Here is a 17,124-nt window from a genome sequence, read left to right on the forward strand (position 1 = left end):
TCCAGGCGCTCCCGTCAAGTAGGAGCGAAAAGGGGGACGGGGATGATGAGTTCCATCACGCTGCTTCGTATCGGCCTTGCCATGACGATGCTGTGCGGCGATCTCGCACCGGCATCGGCGCAAGGTCAGGCCAGCTATCGGCTGGACATTCCCGCGCAGGATATGGAATCCGCGCTCAAGGCGCTCGCGAGCGCGACGCACGAGCAGATCGTGTTCCGCAGCGACGTCATGCGCGGCAAGCGGAGCAACGCGCTGCGCGGCTCCTATACGCCCGACGCGGCGATCGCCGCGCTGATCCGGGGCTCGGGCCTCAGCGTCTCCCGCAGCCCGCGCGGGATATTCATCGTGGTTGCCGTGATTGCTACGGCGCAGGTCGCCGAGTCCGATCCGGACGAAGCCATTCCGCCTGAACAGGATATCGTCGTCACCGGCACGCACATCGTCGGCGCCCCCGTCGCTTCGCCGGTGATGCGGATCACCGAGCGCCAGATGCGCGAAGCCGGCCAACGCGACCTGGGCGAGGTGATCCGCAACATCCCCAGCAACTATAATGGCGGCCAGAATCCAGGCGCGCGATTTCAGGCGGGTACGACGGGAAACACCAATGCTTCCGGCTCATCCGCGCTGAATCTGCGCGGGCTCGGTCCGGATGCGACGCTGACGCTGCTGAACGGCCGCCGGCTGCCCTATGACGGCGCCGCCCAGGCGGTCGATGTCTCGGCGATCCCGCTCGATGCGGTGGCCGAGATCCAGGTCATGCCCGATGGTGCGTCGGCGCTATATGGATCGGATGCGGTCGGCGGCGTCGCCAACATCATTCTGCGGCGCGACTTTGACGGGATCGCCACCTTGCTGCGTTTCGGTGCGGCGACCGAAGGCGGCGGGTTCCTTCAGGAATATAACGCCGTCGGCGGCAAGCGCTGGGGCAATGGCGGGGCGCTTGTCGCGCTGCAATATGACCGGCAGAACACGGTGCGTTCTGACCAGCGCGACTATACCCGATATGTCGTGGGGCCCAACACTTTGCTCGACGCCCATGAGCATTTCAGCGGCCTCGTCACCGCGCATCAGGACGTCACCGCCAATCTCGGCGTCAGTATCGATGCGCTGTACAGCTGGCGCTACAGCAACGGCGCCGAATATTCGACCCAGGATTACGCCGCGACGACGCGCTTCAGCAACGAGAATTACGCGATCTCGCCCACCGTGACGTTGCGGCTGCCGGGCGATTGGACGGCCTCGCTCAGCGGCTCCTACGGCGCCAACGACACGTATCGGTTCGACGATTTCATCGACAAGGCGACCGGCGAGAATCTGGGTGGCGACAGCATCTACGAAAACTACGCCTATGGCGGGGAACTGGATCTGGAGGGCCGCCTTTTCGCCATTCCCGGTGGAGACGTGCGCCTGGCTTTCGGGGGCGGCTACCGCTTCAACCATCTGCAAGTCCATTCCGCCGCGACCAGCGGGACGGGGGGAGGGCGCGGCAATTCCTATGGCTTTGGCGAGCTCTCCGTGCCGCTGGTCTCGTCCGCCAACGCCATGCCGCTGCTTCGCCAGCTTTCGCTTTCCGCTGCGCTGCGCCACGAGGAATATGACCGCTTCGGCGGCGTCACCACGCCCAAGCTCGGCCTGGTCTATGCGCCAGCCCCGGACTTGAACCTCAAATTCTCCTGGGGCCGCTCGTTCAAGGCACCGACGCTGCGCAACGAGTATCAGTTGTTCGCCGTCGTGTTGCAGCCGGCCTTCTATTTTGGCGGCAACTATCCGGCCGACGCGACGGTCTTGTTCACGTCGGGCGGCAATCGCAACCTGAAGCCGGAACGCGCGCGAACCTGGTCGACAACGCTCGACCTGCACCCGCGCCCGTTGCCCGGGCTGAAGCTGTCGCTGAGCTATTTCGACATCGACTATACCGATCGCGTCGTCCAGCCGGTCAGCAACGCCACGCTCAGCGTGCTGGACAATCCGGCGGTACAGGAATTCATCGACTATAGTCCCACGCCCGCCGAGCAGGCCGCTGTGATCGCCCGCGATGCCAATGGCCTCGGCAATTATCTCGGCGTTCCCTATGATCCCGCCAAGGTGGTGGCGATCGTCCGCAACCAGCTGGTCAACGCGGCGCGCCAGCGGATCAGGGGCGTCGACCTGGTCGGCAGCTACCGGATCCCGGTCTCGACCGGCGACGTGACGCTCTCGGGGCAGGCGAGCTGGCTGCGCAGCAATCAGCGCAATACCACAGAGGCACCGCTTATCACGCTAGCCGGCACCAACTTCAATCCGCCGCGCTTCCGTGCGCGCGGTGGCGTGACCGGTCATTTCGGAGCTTTCACGCCCGTATTGTTCCTGAACTACACCGGACCGATCACCGACCTGAATGTGGCTCCGCCGCTGCAGAGGGGCGATATGACCACGCTAGATTTGTCGCTGATGTGGAAGGCGCCGGCGTCCCGTGGGCCGCTGAAGGGCTTCGAGATCGGGCTCTATGTGACCAACCTCACCGACGCGCGGCCGCCCTATCTCGCACCGTTCGACGACACCACGATCAACTATGATTCGACCAACTATTCGCCGCTGGGTCGCTTCGTCAGCGTCTCGCTGCGCAAGGCATGGTGACGACATGAACCGCAAATCGATCCTTTCCGGCCGGTGCGCCAGCGCAGCGCTCGCTCTGGCGCTCGGGATGCTACAATCTGGGGCGCATGCCCAGGCGGTCGATCTCGGCATGACCGATCGCATCGTCGATGAAGGCCAGCGCCGCAGCGAGGTGATGGCGATCGCCCAATATCTGAGCGACGAGATCGGCGGCCGGCTCACCAATTCGCCCGCCGCGCGCAAGGCCGAGGCCTGGACCCAGGAGCGATTCCGCGGCTGGGGCCTCTGGAACGTCCGCAAGGAAGGCTTTTTCTTCGGGCGCGGCTGGTGGATGGAGCGCTCGAGCGTGCGGATGGTCACGCCGCGGCCGCTGGCACTCAACGCCATCCCGATCAGCTGGACGCCGCCGACAAACGGCACGATCACCGCGCCGATCGTCTTCGCGCCGATGCGGACGCGGGCGGATCTCGCGCAATGGAAGGGCAAGCTGGCGGGCAAGATCGTCCTCATCTCGCCGACTGACGGCGTCATGACGCTCCCGGCCGCGTCACGACTCTCCGCGGACGAGTTCGCCAGGATGGAGAAATATGAACCGCCTAAATTCGCTTCTGACAGCGCGGCGATGCTAGACAGATCCTATTTCTTCCCGCGCCAGACCGAGGACTTCCTAAAGGCCGAGGGCGCGCTCGCCTATGCGCGGATCACCAAGCGGGACGGTAAGATCGTCATGGGCGACGGCTATCGCTACGCGCCCGGCGACGAATCTCCCTTGCCCGGTGTCGAGATCGCCGCGGAGGACTATCGGCGTCTCGCTCGTTTCGCCGATGCCGGGCGGGAGCCGACGCTCGCAATCGAGAGCGTGGTCCACTATGACGACAGCGATCCACAGGCCTACAACATCTTCGCCGAGATTCCCGGCAGCGACCCCAAGGCGGCCTATGTGATGGCGGGCGCACATCTCGACAGTTCCCCGGCGGCAGACGGCGCGGCGGACGACGGCGCCGGTGTCGCGATGGTGATGGAGGCCGCCCGCATCCTGTCCAAGATGCCGCGTCCCCACCGCACGATCCGCTTCGCGCTATGGGGTGCGGAGGAACAGGGGATGATCGGCAGCTCGGCCTATGTCGAGCAGCGCCTGGGAAAGCGCGTGCTTCCCACCGAGCCCAAGGTGACTTCCAACGGACGATTCTGGTTCCAGTCGAGCAGCTGGCCGATCGTCCTGCGGCCGACCTGGAACGAGTTGTCGGTCTATTTCAATCTCGACAACGGTTCGGGCAAGATCCGCGGCATCTATGCCCAGCGCAACATGGCGGCCATGCCGATCTTCCGCGAATGGCTCGCACCCTTCGCGTCGATGGGTGCGACGATGGTAGCTGCATCGGAGAGCACCGGCGACGACAATGAATATATGCAGCTGATCGGCGTGCCCGGGTTTCAGTTCATCCAGGACTGGAACGATTATGGCCGCATGCACCACACTTCGATGGACACGTTCGATCATCTCGATCCCGACGATATGCGCCAGGCTTCGATCATTCTCGCAAGCTTCCTCTGGAACGCGGCGAACATGGACAAGCGCTTCCCGCGTCGCCCAATGCCGACTGAACCCGGAGGGCCAGGCCGGGAGAATGATCCCGGGAGCTAGGCTGATCATCCTGCCGAACGACAGTGACAGCGGACTCCAGCAGGACCCGGAGGGCTGTCATCGAGGGGTCGCGGCGCGCTCCTTGTTCGCTTCCGGGTAGAAAAGCGTGGCGTCGCCAAAGGCAGGGCGACGGCATGCACGTTCGCCGGGTTCTTCATCAGAAGAAATCCGAGATCGGTCGCGGGGCGGTGCGTGGTGGTGGTGGTCAGAAGCACATGCGGATCCAGATATGAAAAAGCCCCATCGAGGGCTCGACGGGGCTGCGGGTCATGGTCGGGGGAGCTTATCTTTCGCGCGGCGAGCGCTGCCAGCAAGGCGGCGGACTATCTGCTCGGGCTCGCCCTGGCCGATCAGCACCAACGCCAGCAATGAAACCAGGCGCATAAGCTGCGGATCGGATTGGTCTTGCCATCCGGTCCGCGCCTGCCACAGGTTATGGGTCCCATGCGAAACGATCTCGATCATCTGCCGCAAGCCAAGCAACGCGAGCTGGCCCATGTCGTGCGCATCCTGTTCGAGGAGTTCGCGGAGATCACCGCGCGGACTACCGACCCGAAGAAGAAGGCGGCAAGGATCCTCAAGCTGGTACTGTTCGGCTCCCATGCTCGCGGCGACTGGGTCGACGATCCGATCGGCGGCTACACTTCCGACTATGACATCCTCGTCGTCGTCAACGACGAGCGGCTGACCGATGTGACCGAATATTGGGGCGCGGCCGACGATCGGCTGATGCGCGAGGTAACGATCGCCCAGACGCTCAGCGCACCGGTCAATTTCATCGTCCACACGCTCACCGACGTGAACAAGCAGCTCGAGCGCGGACGGCCTTTCTTTGTCGATATCCTGAAGCAAGGGATCGCGCTCTACGAGGCTGAGGGGTTTCCATTCGTTGCACCGCAGAATCTTCCGCCTGAGGAGGCGAAGGCAGAAGCGCAGGAGCACTTCGACTACTGGTTTCCGTTAGGCGAGCACGCAATCAAGCTCGCACATACCAGTGTTGAGAATGGGGTTTTTAGAGACGCCGCGTTCATGCTGCATCAGGCGGCGGAGCGTTTCTATCACTGCACGTTGCTGGTCTTGAATCTCTACAGCCCCAAATCACATAAGCTGAACTTCCTGCGCTCGCGCGCAGAGGACATCGCGCCGTCACTCATTGAGGTATGGCCGCGCGATGACAAGGACAGCCGTAGGCGATTCGAATTGCTCCGTCAGGCCTATGTGAACGCGCGCTACTCGCCGCATTACAAAATCACTGCCGAGGAGTTGGCCTGGCTTGGCGAACGGGTTGCAGTGTTACGCGATCTGGTCCGTGCCGTGTGCGAGGAGCGGCTCGCGCCGCGCGACTGACCGCGCGGCGCTCGTAATAGATCAGGCGGGCTTTGCGGTACGACGCAGCGCGCGCTTGGGCGCTGGTGTCGCGGCGGCGGCCTTGGCCTGCCGGCCCTTCGAGCCCAAGCCGATTTTGTGCGCCATCGCACGGCGCGCGGCCGAGTAATTCTCAGCAACCATCGGATAATCGGCCTTCAGATTGTAGCGCGCGCGATAGTCTTCAGGGGTCATGCCATGCGTGGAAAGATGGCGGCGCAGAGTCTTGTACGGCTTTCCGTCGATCATCGAGATGATGTGATCCTTGGACGCCAGGGATTTGCGCACCGTCACCGCCGGCGTAAATTGCTCAGCTGGAGTATCTTCGCTTACCTCGGCCGGGGCCGAAGCAGCGGTTGAAAGCTCATTGATCGTCGCATGCATCGTGCGCAGGAACGCCGGTACGTCTTCAGCGGCAACGCGGTTGTTCTGATTGCCCAGCCAGGCGATCGTGAGTTCGGTGGCCAGTTCAACCGAGTTTAGATTTTCGTCCGACATCCTGCACTCCCAGTACTTGTGGGCGAGAAGTTCAACCCGCAGCTTCCTTTCCTCCAAAATGGATCAAAAGCAACTAGCGGGCTGTTAGCCAGTCTTCGTGTCAGCATTGGATAGTGACTCGTCGAAGGCGCGCCTGCCGCGCCGCCGCCAAACAACCAGAGCTTGCTCGCGAGTTTCGCTGCGCAACGTCGCAGCGGCCTGGACCAGAATACCGAAGATCACGGCGCGATCGTCTTCGGTCAGGTCGATCAAACTCGCCTTTGCAACCAGCCCGCCCAGCTCGATCAGTTGGCGCGTGCGCTCCCGACGCTTCATGACCCAGGCCCGCTTGTTGTCACGCGCGATCTTCGCTTGCAGAGGGTGCCGGGCCGCCACCGCGCGCTGGGTTTCCGCCAGATTCTTGCGGACCAGCTCCGCCATTCTTGCGTGCCCTGCTTTGAAAGAATGCGACGCCGCGTTTGCGCCAACTCTCCTTTGTCGAATTGTCGCTCACCTCGACAGCAGCGATAAGGGTGCGCGGATCGCAGAGCTGGTGGCGCTCGGCAATGACGGGCGCGGCGAAGATCGGTTCACCAGCCGCGACATGATCGAGACCGAGCAGCGCCTCGCGCGGGAGACGCAGGCGCTCGCGGATCGCGAGCACCATCGCGTCGCCGAGAGCGGTCGCGAGCATGCCATCGTCAGCGCCGAGCGGCGCGGGCTGGCGCTTTCCGCCGAGCAGCGATCGGCGTTCGAGCATATCACCGACGCCAAGGGTCCAGCGCTACGCCTGCGCTCCAGGCGCGCGCGGGGCATTGGCGCGTCGCGCAGGAAGCGGCCTTTCGCCAGCACTAGTCCGTCGAACTCGAACCTGAGCCGGGCCGGCACGATCCGGTAGGGCAGCCGCGCCTCGAACTGGTGGCCGGCGAAGCCGCCCGAGCGGCCCGCCGGGTCGCGCACGCCGGTGGCCGCCTTCATCGAAGTTCAGGCAAAGGCTGCGCCGCGGCGCATACGAATGCGCGGCCGTGACGCCCGGCACGTGTTTCGTCACGCCGGCCGAACGACCGCTATCCGCCGCCGCGGCCGGTTCTAGCTGCAGGCTTGCCCCGGCCCCTTCCATCCGCCTTCCTTGCAGACCCAGATGGCGTTCTTGTAGCAGATCTTGTCATTCAGATAGTAGGTCTTTCCCAGGAACTGGCAGGTCACATTCGACAGTTCCTGTTGTTCGGGAGTCAGCGCGTCCGGATAGGCTTCCGGAGTCTCCGCTTCGAAGACAAAGTGTTTTGGGAATTTCACTAGCCGCGGCATTGCAAATCTCCTTGATTTGTCTCGCTCACTGAATGACCTGCACCGGGGTCGTGAACGGCTTATCCGACGACTCTTTCTGCAAATTGATCAGCTGCTGCGCTATGGCGATGATGCGCATATAGTCCGCGCGATCATCGTCGTCGGCGATATAATAGTGCTTGCCGAGCAGCTTGGTGCTCACCACGGACTTGAAGGATCGGCCCTGCGTGACCGCGAACAGCGGATGCGTGCCGAGCTTGTAGGTGTCCGTGGGATATTTCTCGCTGCCTTCGAGATATTGGCCCAGGAACCGGATGACGCTTTCCGGAGAGCGGAAATAGACCTGCGCATCGACATTGACCCAGATCTCCTGGTCATAGTTCTTGCCGGGAAGCCGTCCCGGGATCGCGAGCTCTCCCGGCTTGTAGATGGGAGACGGTGGCGGCCCATCCGGCAGTGCGCCGGGCTTCGGGGACATGACCGACGGCGCAGGAGGCTTGGCTTTGATGGGCTCGACCGTGTCGCATTTCGCCTTGGGCACCAGGCGAACCGCGGATTTCTCGCTCGCCGGGCGCACGATGAACAGTTGATCGTCCCCATGCGAGTCGCTGCCGACCGGCGCGCTGACGTCGAATTTTTGCCCATCCAGCAAGGCGAGCGTTGCCGGTGCGACGGGGATCGCCTTTCCGTCTGCACCCAGCGTCAGGCGCGACAGGGCCATGACCCGCTTGCCGTCGGGCTTGGTCGTGGCACCGTCCAGAGAATAGCAGGCGATGTTGCCGGCAAAGCCGGCCGCATCAGCACCCCAGGGCCGATTGCGAATGGTGCCCACCACGTCGCCGACTTTGAAGGGGACACCCGTTTTCGTCTCCTTGAGCACGAACTCGACACGTTCGATGAGCAAGCGCATCACGAGCTGGCTATCGAAACCCTGGTCGAGATAGTTTTCCACCGTCGATGCCGGAACCGCGCTCAATACCCCCTGGTAGAACTTCTGCGTGTCGAAGATCCCGACCTGGAAGGTGGGCCCGGACGACACCTCGCCGCCTACCGTTGGCGAGAAGAAGTCGACGCCTTCGGCAACCTGCTTCGTCACCTCGGTCGTCGTCGCGGTGGCGGTCGTCGTCTTGTTCGTGTCGGTCACGCCGGAGCCGCGAAACTGGCCGTTCAGGCTGCCCGATGCCTTGACCGAAAGCGACCCGCTCAGCTGACTGATCGAGGTATAGTGCAGCGGCATGCCTTCCTTGGCGCGGACGATGTTGAGCAGGGTCAGCTCGTTCGCCATTCCCGACACGGCGCTGTTATAGTCCACGCTGATCCGCTGGATCGTATGCGGGAACGAGCAGCCGCCGAGCGCTGCGATGACCAGGAGCGAAGCGAACCTACGCATCAATTTCCCCCTTCTTGCTGACGCGTCTGATGCGCATGCCTCAGCAGCTATGCTTCTCGACCCGATAGTTGACGCGAACAGAGGCCGCGGGATCGCTTGGAAGCAGGATCTCGACGTCATCATCACCGATGGGATCAACGCAGCCCTTGAAGCTGCCATAGACCCATTCCTGATCGCCCCATGTGGTGCCCTTTGGAGGCTCGCTGTCCCCGCGATCGGTGCGCAGGATATTGTCCGGTCCGAGCTTTGGCTGCAGATCGGCCTCAAGGAGTCGCCGGATCACCGAGTTGCGCGGATGGCGATAATCTTTGTGGCCGGCGGAAAAGACGACGTAGCGCGGGCTGACCGCCTCGATGAAGCATTGTGAGGAGGCATTGTCGGCGCCGTGGTGCTGGCCAATGAGCACGTCACTGTCGACCAAGGCCGGGTTCGCGCTCGCGACCGTGATGCGTTCGGCGAACTTGCAGGCGTTCCTCGGATCTCGAATATGTCGACCCACCGTATCGCCGGTCAGCAGGACCGAATGCCCGGCATATTCGAAGCGGACGATCAGGCTCACGGCATTATTGTGTTCACCGTCTTCCAATGCCGCGCGTACCCGCGATTGCCCGTCTTGGCCCGCCTTCTCCTCCTGTGGGCCAACCACCCAGTCCGCATCGCCCCAGCCGGCTAGTAGCGTGACGGTGGCGTCTCCCAGGGGCACGACCCGAATTGCATCGATGTTATTGGGACCCGCCTGTTCCGCATATTGTCCTGGGCCTGAGAGCGTGAAGCGGTCGCCTTGAAGCTTGCGCAAGTCATGGACCACGGCGCCGCTGTGATCGATCGCGTTGCGCGCCTGCTTGATCAAGGTTGCGTCCGGGTTTGGCCGATGCGCGTCCCCAGGATGGAATATCTCCAAGGCGCCACGCTTGAGAATGTAGCCCAGCTCTCCGATATGATCGCCGTCCGAGTGGCTGAGAACCACAAGGTCGAGCGGCCTGTGCGGTGCAATCTCGTCCAAGGCCGCAATGCAATATCCCTGGCCCGACACGCGACCCGGATACTTCCAATCGCCGGCGTCGAAGAGCATGACCCTGCCGTCGGGTGTCCGCGCAATCACGCACAGCCCGTTGCCGACATCGACAACGCGCAGATAGGCGCCGTCCGGCTGCGCCAAGGCGGCATTGCCGGTCGGCGCCATGCCGAGCAGCATTCCCAAAGCGATTGTGCGCATAGACGTCCCGCTCATTGTCCTTCCCCCGAATAGCAACGAGGAACGCGCGACTCATCGCGGCAAGAGCGATTTGTTGACGATAGTTTATCTCTGCCCGATCACGAACAATTTCGTGCGAATATATCCGAAATGGACACGGTTGGATCGGAAGTATCTGCGAGTGCTATGCGAGCATTTCATTCGGGATCGAAGGCGAGTTGGGTGGCGTCAGAGGATGGCGGCGGTACGAAGGTCGGTCGCAATTTCGAAGAGCCGAAGGGGGGCCAGCTTGTTTCGAATCCCAAGCGTGGAGCTGGGCTAACCACGCCAGTGCCGTCGTCGAGTAGCTGACCGGTCGGCGCCCCATCCAAGTCAAACTGCGGCGGATTGGGTTGTAACGAATCGGCCCACGAAATCCCGCAATGTCGCAGTTCGAGTCGAGCATGGGACCAACTCTTGGGGGTGGACCTATGCGGACTTTGAATATTGGGTCTAGAAGTTAAGTGATTTGCTTCAATAGCTTATCCAGGGTTGTCGGGTTCTATAGGCCTGGAAAGCGGCGCCGACGCCCGTCCTCCGAACAGTGGAGGGCGCCGGCGATGCGTCAGAAGCGAAAGCGGACGCCGCCGGTCAGGCGCCGGCCGGTCTGGCGGTACTCCTTGGTGCGGTCCGGGGTCACCGAATAGATGAACTCCTTGGCGTTGTTCAGGTTGGTGCCCTCCGCGAAGAAGGTGAATTGCGGCGTCACGTCATAGGACAGGCTGGCATCGAGCTGGCCATAGGCGTCGAAATATTCCGGCTCGCCGTTGCGGCCTGAAGCCACCTGCAGGAAGTTGTCGCGCCAGGTATAGGCGACGCGGGCCTGGACGCCGTATTTTTCGTAATAGCCGACGGCGCTGTACGACCACTTCGACAGCCCCTCGAGCCCGAAGCTGACATTGGCGACCGTGTTGCGGTAGTTGGCGTTGGAGTCGGTATAGTTGAGGCTGGTCTGGACGCCGAAGCCGCTCAGCGCGCCGGGCAGGAAGGTGAGCGCCTGGCGATAGCCGACCTCGAAGCCCTTCACGGTCGCGCCCTGGCCATTGTCCGGCACGGTCACCTGGAAGGTGACCTGATCGACCAGCTGCGGCGTCGTCACCAGCGTCACGAACGAATCGATCTTCTTGTAGAACACCGCGGCATTGAGCAGCGCGCCGCGTGCGAGATACCATTCGAGGCCGGCCTCGACCTGACTGGCGCGGAACGGCTGCAGATTGGGATTGCCGCGACGGATCGTCTCGTTGCCAGGATTGGTCTGGATTGATTGCCGTGGCGACAGGTCCGACAACGTCGGACGGGTCATTACGCGCGAACCGGCGAGGCGCAGGATCAGGTCGTCGGTGAGCGACAGGCGGATGTTCAGCGACGGCAGCCAGTCGCGATAATGGCCGCGGAAGCCCACCGGGACGACCGGCGATAGCGTGATGATGTTCTGGCCCTGGCCGTTCGGGACCGCGCTCAACACGGTCTGCGACGCGCCGGTCGAGGTATAGACCGTGTCTTCCATGCGCAGGCCGCCGTTCACCGTCAGCGCCATGCCGCCGAGACGGGTGTCCCAGGTGCCCATCAGATAGCCGATCTTCACATGCTCATCGACCACCGACGAGGATGCCGCGTCGACGGGTGCCGGATCGAAGGCCTTGCCGTCCTGCGCCGCATATTGGTCGATCAGCTGGACCAGCGTCAGCGGGTTGTAGCTGATCCAGTCGCGGATGATGTTGTCGCTGCCACCGCCCGAGAAGAAATTGCGGTTGGTGGGGCTGAACAGGGATGTCGGCAGCACCCGGTCCGAGCCGCAATAGGCGCATTGCTGGCCGAACGGCATGTTGTTGCCGGTCAGCGTTTTCTTGCGATTCGCATACATGCCGCCCGCCGCGACGGTGAAATTGTCGGCGAGCTTCCACTGCGCATCGGCGCGATATTCGCCGATCTCGTCGTCGACATCGGTGCCGCCGCCCCAGATGTAATAATGCGCAGTCAGACCCTGAGCATTGGTCGCCGCATTGGCATAGTTCGGGCTGGTGAAGCCGTAATCATAGATCGGGCTGCCCGAGCGTCGGTCGAACCACAGGTCGACATTCTTGCGGCGGATGGTGGTGAACAGGCTGTCGTCCTTGCCGCGGCGGCGCGCGGCGGACTGCGAGGCATCGACGCTGATCTTGAAGCGGTCGGTCGGTTCCCAGGCGACGTTGAGGCCGTACTGGTCCGTCGTCACGTCGCGCACGTCGTACTGGATGATCTCGTCGACGAACCCGCCTTGGTAGCGCTGATACACCGCCTCGCCACCCTGGACGACCTGGTCGACGAGGATTCCGCCGGAGAAGTCATAGGCGAGGCCGGTCTGCTGCTCGGTGAACTTGGCCTTCGAATAGAGGCCGTCGAGCGTGATCGTCAGCGTATCTGTCGGCTTGGCCTGGATCGAACCGGTGAAGCCGTAGCGCTTCAGCGTGCGCTCGAAGAAGAAGGGCGACAGGTTCGAGGGCATGGAGACGTTGCTGAAGGGCGCAACGTTCGGCCCGATGCGCCCGCCGGGAACGCCGTTCAGATTGTAATAAGAGTCAGTGCTCGAGCGATGGACATGCCCGGCACCGATCGTGAACTCGTCGTCGCGCACATTCTGATCGGTATAGACCGCGGAGAGCGAGACGCCGAAAGTCCGGTCCGCGTTGCGCCAGCCGATCACCGCCGAGACCTCGGGATTGTAGCGGTCCGCGACTTCGGCCCATTGGACACTGCCAGAGCCCGCCAGTACGAACTGCTGCTTCTGGTCGAGCGGCCGCATCGTCCGCACGTCGACGGTCGCGCCGATCGACGCGCCGTTGATATTCGCCTGGGGCGATTTGTACACGTCCGCGCCGCTGATCACTTCGGAAGGCAGCACGTCGAACGAAAATTCGCGGCCGTTATTGTCGGTGGCGAGCGTGCGGCCGTTGACCGTCACGGCGTTGAACTTGGGCCCGAAGCCGCGGACGGTGACGTAGCGGCCCTCGCCGCGGTTGCGCTCGATCGTGACACCAGCGATTCGCTGGAGCGACTCGGCGACATTCTGGTCGGGCAGCTTGCCGAGATCCTGGGCGACGATCGAATCGACCACGCCGATCGCATTGCGCTTGATGTCTATCGACGCCTGCTCGCTGGCACGGATGCCGGTGACGATGATTTCCTGCGCCGAATCCGGGGATTGCGCGTCATCGCTGGCAGCTTGCGGCTCCGCCGCCTGGGCCGCTGGCTCGACATTCTGCGCAAGCGCGGCACCGCTCCACAGGAGTGCGCCGAATGCGGTGGCGGAGAGCAGCGCAGCGCGCACCTGCCGATCGGAAAAATTCATGGTGATCCTCTCCCTGCTTTTTCTAATATTGCACGAAGGCCAACTGATATGTCAATTAATCATCATACATCATATGTTATACCGGTGTAGGAGCGCGGCCATTGACTGACTGGCGCCGATCGAGTTCGATCGCGGCGCGCGATCTGCACCTGGCAACGAGAGCTTTGACGAGCCGCACCATGACTTCGTCCTTCCCCGAGCATCTGCGCATGCGCCGCCGGCCGCGGTTGGCGGAGGCCGTGGTCGAGGGTCTCGTCAATGCGATCGTGACCGAGACTTATCCCGCGGGCACCGCGCTGCCGCCCGAGGCCATGCTCGGCGAAAAATACCAGGTCAGCCGCACGGTCATCCGCGAGGCGACGATGGCCCTGACCGAGAAGGGGCTGATCGTCTCACAGCAGGGGCGCGGCACGATCGTTCGAGAATCCAGCGCGTGGGACATGCTCGATCCAATGATCCTCGCGGCGCTGTTCCTGCGCGAGGACGGGCTCAGCTATCTCGACAATTTGTCGGAGATCCGCTCGCTGCTCGAAGGCGCGATGGCGGCCAAGGCGGCCCGCCGCCGTCCTGCCGCACTGCTTGCCGACCTGACCGCGCAGATGGCCAGGCTCGAGGCGCTGATCGACATGCCGGCGGCCTATGTGCTCGAGGATGTGCGCTTCCACGACATCATCATGCGCATGTCGGGCGACCGGTTGAGCAAGGCGGTGATCGACGGCGTCCAGTCGGAGGCGCTGCGCACCCATGGCTATAGCGGCAAGCTCAACATCGGCCATATCGAGGAGACGCACGAAGGCCATAAGCGGATCTTCGACGCGATCGCCGCCGGCGATGCCGAAGCCGCCTCTGAGGCGATGCGCGCGCATATCGAAGGCTCCTGGGCGCGCCGCCGCTCCGCGCGGCACGCGCACCTGTAGGGACTAGGCCCCCGCCGTCTTCGCGGCGTCGAAGACGCGGTGCGACGTGCAATTGCCGTCGACCACGTCCCAGTCGATGTCGATGCCCAGGCCCGGTCCTTCGGGCACGTGGATGTTGCCGTCTGCATCCATCAGGTCGCGCAGGCTCTGCTTCATCGGGAGCTGGAAGGTGTCCTCGGGGACGAACAGCTCGAAATATTCCGAATTGCGCACCGCGCAGGCGACGTGGAGATTGGCGACGTCCATCGGCCCCATCGTGGTGGTGTGCAGCTCGCAATTGATGCCGTGCGCTTCTGCCAGGTGGCAGACCTTGAGCGTGCCGGTGATCCCGCCCTTCCACGAGACATCGGCGCGGACCATGTCGAGCGCATCGGCCTTGATCGCCTGGGCGACGCCCCAGGGGCCGCCGCGCGTCGTCTCCGTGCCGACGATCGGGATGTCGACCGCCGCGGCAAGCTTGGCATATTTGTCGAGCTCATAGTCGCGGAACGGCTCCTCGAACCAGTAATAGCCAAGCTGCTCTAGGTGGCGGGCGACGCGGATCGCCTCGGGCAGCGTGTATTCGGCGACCGGATCGGTCATCAGGATCATGTCTGGCCCCACCGCCTCTCGGACCGCGGCGTGGATCGCCATGTCCATGCTGCTCGGGCCGCAGGGATGCACCTTGTACGCCTTGAAGCCGCGCTCCTTGTAGTGGAGCGCCTCGCGGACATAGTCCTCGATCGCCGGCAACCACAGGCTGCTGGCATAGACGGGCAGGCTGGTGCGGTAGCTGCCGAGATACCGGTGGAGCGGAAGCCCGGCGGTGCGCGCCGCGGCGTCCCACAGCGCGACATCGATCGGGCCGGGCAGGAAGACCGGGAAGAAAGCACCGTGCCGGTCGATGTTCCAGAAATCGTGCCAGATCTTCTCGCGGTCATGGATGCTGCGGCCCAGTATCACCGGGGCGATCACGTCGGCGAGATAGGCGTCGGTCACCGCGCCCGAGCGCGCCGCCCAGAAGGTCGCGATCCCTTCGATCCCGTCCGAGGTGGTGATCCGGCCGACACCGTAGCTCCACGGCATCGGCGCCGCGCCTTCGCGCTCCTCGTCGAACAGACCGTTCGGCCGCTTGCAGATCCAGGTCTCGAACTTCTCGACGCGCATTCGGCATCCTCTCTTTAAACTTGTCTTACAGGATACGGCGGCTACACCTTCCCGACAATATCAATCAAGACGGGGAGCGGGATGATGTCGGGCGCATCGCCATTGCTGTTGGCCAATGCGGAGTTCAGCCGGCGCGCGTTCACGCTGGGCATGGGTGCGGCCTTCGCGCTGGCGGCGATGCCGTTGCGTGCCGCGGGCGGGCTGCGGACCTTCCACGACGTGCGCGACTATGGCGCCAAAGGCGACGGCAGGGCGATCGACAGCAATGCGATCAACAAGGCGATCGAGACCGCGTCCCGCACCGGCGGCGGCACGGTGGTGGTCCCGCCGGGCAAATATCTGTGCTTCTCGATTCGGCTCAAGGACGACATCACCCTGGTGCTCTCGTCGGGCTCGGTGCTGATCGCTGCCGATCCCGACACCCATGGTGCGCATTACGATCTGCCCGAGGGCGCGCAGGAAGAGCAGTTCAACGATTTCGGCGTGGTGCATCAGCGTCCGAGCCTGATCTATGGCGATGGCCTCCGCAACATCGCGATCATCGGCAAGGGGCTGATCCACGGTCTGGGGCTGGACCGCGAAGGGCCGGGGCCGCGCTGGCACGGCGTCGAGGGATGGAAGTCGCCCCGGTCGCAGGGCCTGACGCCCGAAGCGGCACGGTTGCTCGACCCGAAGGAGCAGGCGCAGCAGGGGCGGGGCCACAAGGCGATCGGGCTCAAGGGATGCCGCAACGTGCTGCTGCGCGACTTCGCGATCCTGCAGGGCGGGCATTTCGCGGTCTATGTGCTCGGCTGCAGCAACGTCACCATCGACAATCTGACGGTCGACACCGATCGCGATGGCATCGACATCGACTGCTGCCAGAATGTCCGGGTGAGCAACTGCATCGTCAATGCGCCCAAGGACGATGCGATCGTGCTCAAGAGCAGCTGGGGCATGGACCGCAGGATCATCTGCGAGGACGTGACGGTGATCGGCTGCAAGACCAGCGGCTATCTGCTCGGCACCGTGCTCGACGGCAGCTATCAGAAATCGCCCTATCTCTCGACGGACAAGATCGGTGTGCTCGGGCGGATCAAGCTGGGCACCGATTCGATCGGCGGCTTCCGCAACGCGCTGATCACCGACTGTACCTGCGAGAACAGCCGCGGACTGCAGCTCGGTGCGATCGACGGCGGAACGCTGGAGGACGTGACCTTTTCCAACATCACGATTCGCAACCCGGTCAACCATCCGCTGTTCGTCCGGCTCTCCGCGCGGCAGCGGGCGCCGGAGGGCGCCCCGGTCGGCACGGTGCGGCGGGTACGCTTCTCCGATATCAACGTGTCGGGTGCAGACGGACGCTATCCGTGCGGCATTGTCGGCATTGCGGACAAGGCTATCGACGATGTGTCGCTCCAGGGCGTCCATGTCGCGTGCAATGGTGGCGGGACCGAGGAGGATGCGGCGCGCGTGCCACCCGAGCGCCGCAACTCGAGCCTTGAGCCGAGCTTCATGGGCGCGCTGCCCGCGTTCGGCCTTTATGTCCGCCACGCCCGCAACATCGCGGCGAAGGATGTGACCTTCACTGCGGAGCGGGCTGATGCGCGGCCGGCGATCCTGCTCGACGATGTTGTCGGCGCGCGGATCGACGGGCTGCGCTCGAGCGCAGACAAGGGCAAAGCGGTGGGTTCGACGGCGAGCAGCGACGTGGTGGTGGGAGCGGTGGCGAAGCTCGTAAGCTGAGTCTCGCTCCGGGCC

At 63.6% G+C, this 17,124-nt stretch carries 15 protein-coding genes; 6 read left to right on the plus strand and 9 right to left on the minus strand.

Annotated features, from left to right (window positions below):
- Window positions 1-42: 42 nt before the first annotated feature.
- Window positions 43-2,616 (plus strand): TonB-dependent receptor, encoded by a 2,574-nt coding sequence (locus IAG41_RS21835; protein WP_187730811.1) that lies wholly within the window; start codon window positions 43-45, stop codon window positions 2,614-2,616.
- Between the two features lie 67 nt (window positions 2,617-2,683).
- The gene (locus tag IAG41_RS21840) at window positions 2,684-4,240 is read left to right on the plus strand and encodes a M20/M25/M40 family metallo-hydrolase (RefSeq protein WP_262408825.1); all 1,557 of its coding nucleotides are present in this window, start codon (window positions 2,684-2,686) and stop codon (window positions 4,238-4,240) included.
- Between the two features lie 5 nt (window positions 4,241-4,245).
- On the opposite strand, the gene IAG41_RS23575 is transcribed toward IAG41_RS21840, so the two are convergent.
- Both IAG41_RS23575 and IAG41_RS21850 read right to left on the minus strand, forming a co-directional pair.
- Window positions 4,246-4,455 (minus strand): hypothetical protein, encoded by a 210-nt coding sequence (locus IAG41_RS23575; protein ID WP_222950827.1) that lies wholly within the window; start codon window positions 4,453-4,455, stop codon window positions 4,246-4,248.
- 52 nt (window positions 4,456-4,507) lie between these two features.
- Entirely contained in the window at window positions 4,508-4,705 is a 198-nt protein-coding gene (locus tag IAG41_RS21850; protein WP_187730813.1) for a hypothetical protein, read from the minus strand.
- Between IAG41_RS21850 and IAG41_RS21855 the strand changes: the two genes are divergently transcribed.
- Window positions 4,685-5,587, plus strand: coding sequence for a HEPN domain-containing protein (locus tag IAG41_RS21855; protein ID WP_187730814.1), 903 nt, complete (start codon window positions 4,685-4,687; stop codon window positions 5,585-5,587). The two genes, IAG41_RS21850 and IAG41_RS21855, sit on opposite strands and share 21 nt — an antisense overlap.
- 21 nt (window positions 5,588-5,608) lie before the next feature.
- Here IAG41_RS21855 and IAG41_RS21860 read toward each other — a convergent pair whose 3' ends face one another.
- Together IAG41_RS21860 and IAG41_RS21865 are read right to left on the minus strand one after the other, a co-directional pair.
- Window positions 5,609-6,103 carry a MucR family transcriptional regulator gene (locus IAG41_RS21860; RefSeq protein WP_187730815.1) on the minus strand — a complete coding sequence of 165 codons (495 nt, stop codon included), beginning with the start codon at window positions 6,101-6,103 and terminating at the stop codon, window positions 5,609-5,611.
- Between the two features lie 84 nt (window positions 6,104-6,187).
- Entirely contained in the window at window positions 6,188-6,523 is a 336-nt protein-coding gene (locus tag IAG41_RS21865; RefSeq protein WP_262408826.1) for a conjugal transfer protein TraD, read from the minus strand.
- A gap of 112 nt (window positions 6,524-6,635) precedes the next feature.
- Between IAG41_RS21865 and IAG41_RS21870 the strand changes: the two genes are divergently transcribed.
- The gene (locus IAG41_RS21870) at window positions 6,636-6,980 is read left to right on the plus strand and encodes a hypothetical protein (RefSeq protein WP_187730816.1); all 345 of its coding nucleotides are present in this window, start codon (window positions 6,636-6,638) and stop codon (window positions 6,978-6,980) included.
- Between the two features lie 191 nt (window positions 6,981-7,171).
- On the opposite strand, the gene IAG41_RS21875 is transcribed toward IAG41_RS21870, so the two are convergent.
- From IAG41_RS21875 to IAG41_RS21890, 4 genes are all read right to left on the minus strand, one after another.
- A complete protein-coding gene (locus IAG41_RS21875; RefSeq protein WP_187730817.1) occupies window positions 7,172-7,390 on the minus strand; it encodes a hypothetical protein in 219 nt (72 codons plus the stop codon).
- Between the two features lie 25 nt (window positions 7,391-7,415).
- Entirely contained in the window at window positions 7,416-8,759 is a 1,344-nt protein-coding gene (locus IAG41_RS21880; protein WP_187730818.1) for a hypothetical protein, read from the minus strand.
- Between the two features lie 40 nt (window positions 8,760-8,799).
- A complete protein-coding gene (locus IAG41_RS21885; protein ID WP_187730819.1) occupies window positions 8,800-9,975 on the minus strand; it encodes a ComEC/Rec2 family competence protein in 1,176 nt (391 codons plus the stop codon).
- Window positions 9,976-10,558: 583 nt separating this feature from the next.
- The gene (locus IAG41_RS21890) at window positions 10,559-13,321 is read right to left on the minus strand and encodes a TonB-dependent receptor (protein ID WP_187730820.1); all 2,763 of its coding nucleotides are present in this window, start codon (window positions 13,319-13,321) and stop codon (window positions 10,559-10,561) included.
- Between the two features lie 179 nt (window positions 13,322-13,500).
- On the opposite strand from IAG41_RS21890, the gene IAG41_RS21895 reads away from it, so the two are divergent.
- Entirely contained in the window at window positions 13,501-14,238 is a 738-nt protein-coding gene (locus tag IAG41_RS21895) for a FadR/GntR family transcriptional regulator (RefSeq protein ID WP_187730821.1), read from the plus strand.
- A gap of 3 nt (window positions 14,239-14,241) precedes the next feature.
- On the opposite strand, the gene IAG41_RS21900 is transcribed toward IAG41_RS21895, so the two are convergent.
- Window positions 14,242-15,384 carry an enolase C-terminal domain-like protein gene (locus IAG41_RS21900; RefSeq protein WP_187730822.1) on the minus strand — a complete coding sequence of 381 codons (1,143 nt, stop codon included), beginning with the start codon at window positions 15,382-15,384 and terminating at the stop codon, window positions 14,242-14,244.
- An 84-nt stretch (window positions 15,385-15,468) separates the two neighbouring features.
- Here IAG41_RS21900 and IAG41_RS21905 point away from each other — a divergent pair, with 84 nt between their 5' ends.
- A complete protein-coding gene (locus IAG41_RS21905) occupies window positions 15,469-17,109 on the plus strand; it encodes a glycoside hydrolase family 28 protein (RefSeq protein ID WP_262408827.1) in 1,641 nt (546 codons plus the stop codon).
- Window positions 17,110-17,124: the final 15 nt, after the last annotated feature.

The sequence above is a fragment of the Sphingomonas sp. JC676 genome (assembly GCF_014489075.1).
Classification (GTDB): Bacteria; Pseudomonadota; Alphaproteobacteria; order Sphingomonadales; family Sphingomonadaceae; genus Sphingomonas.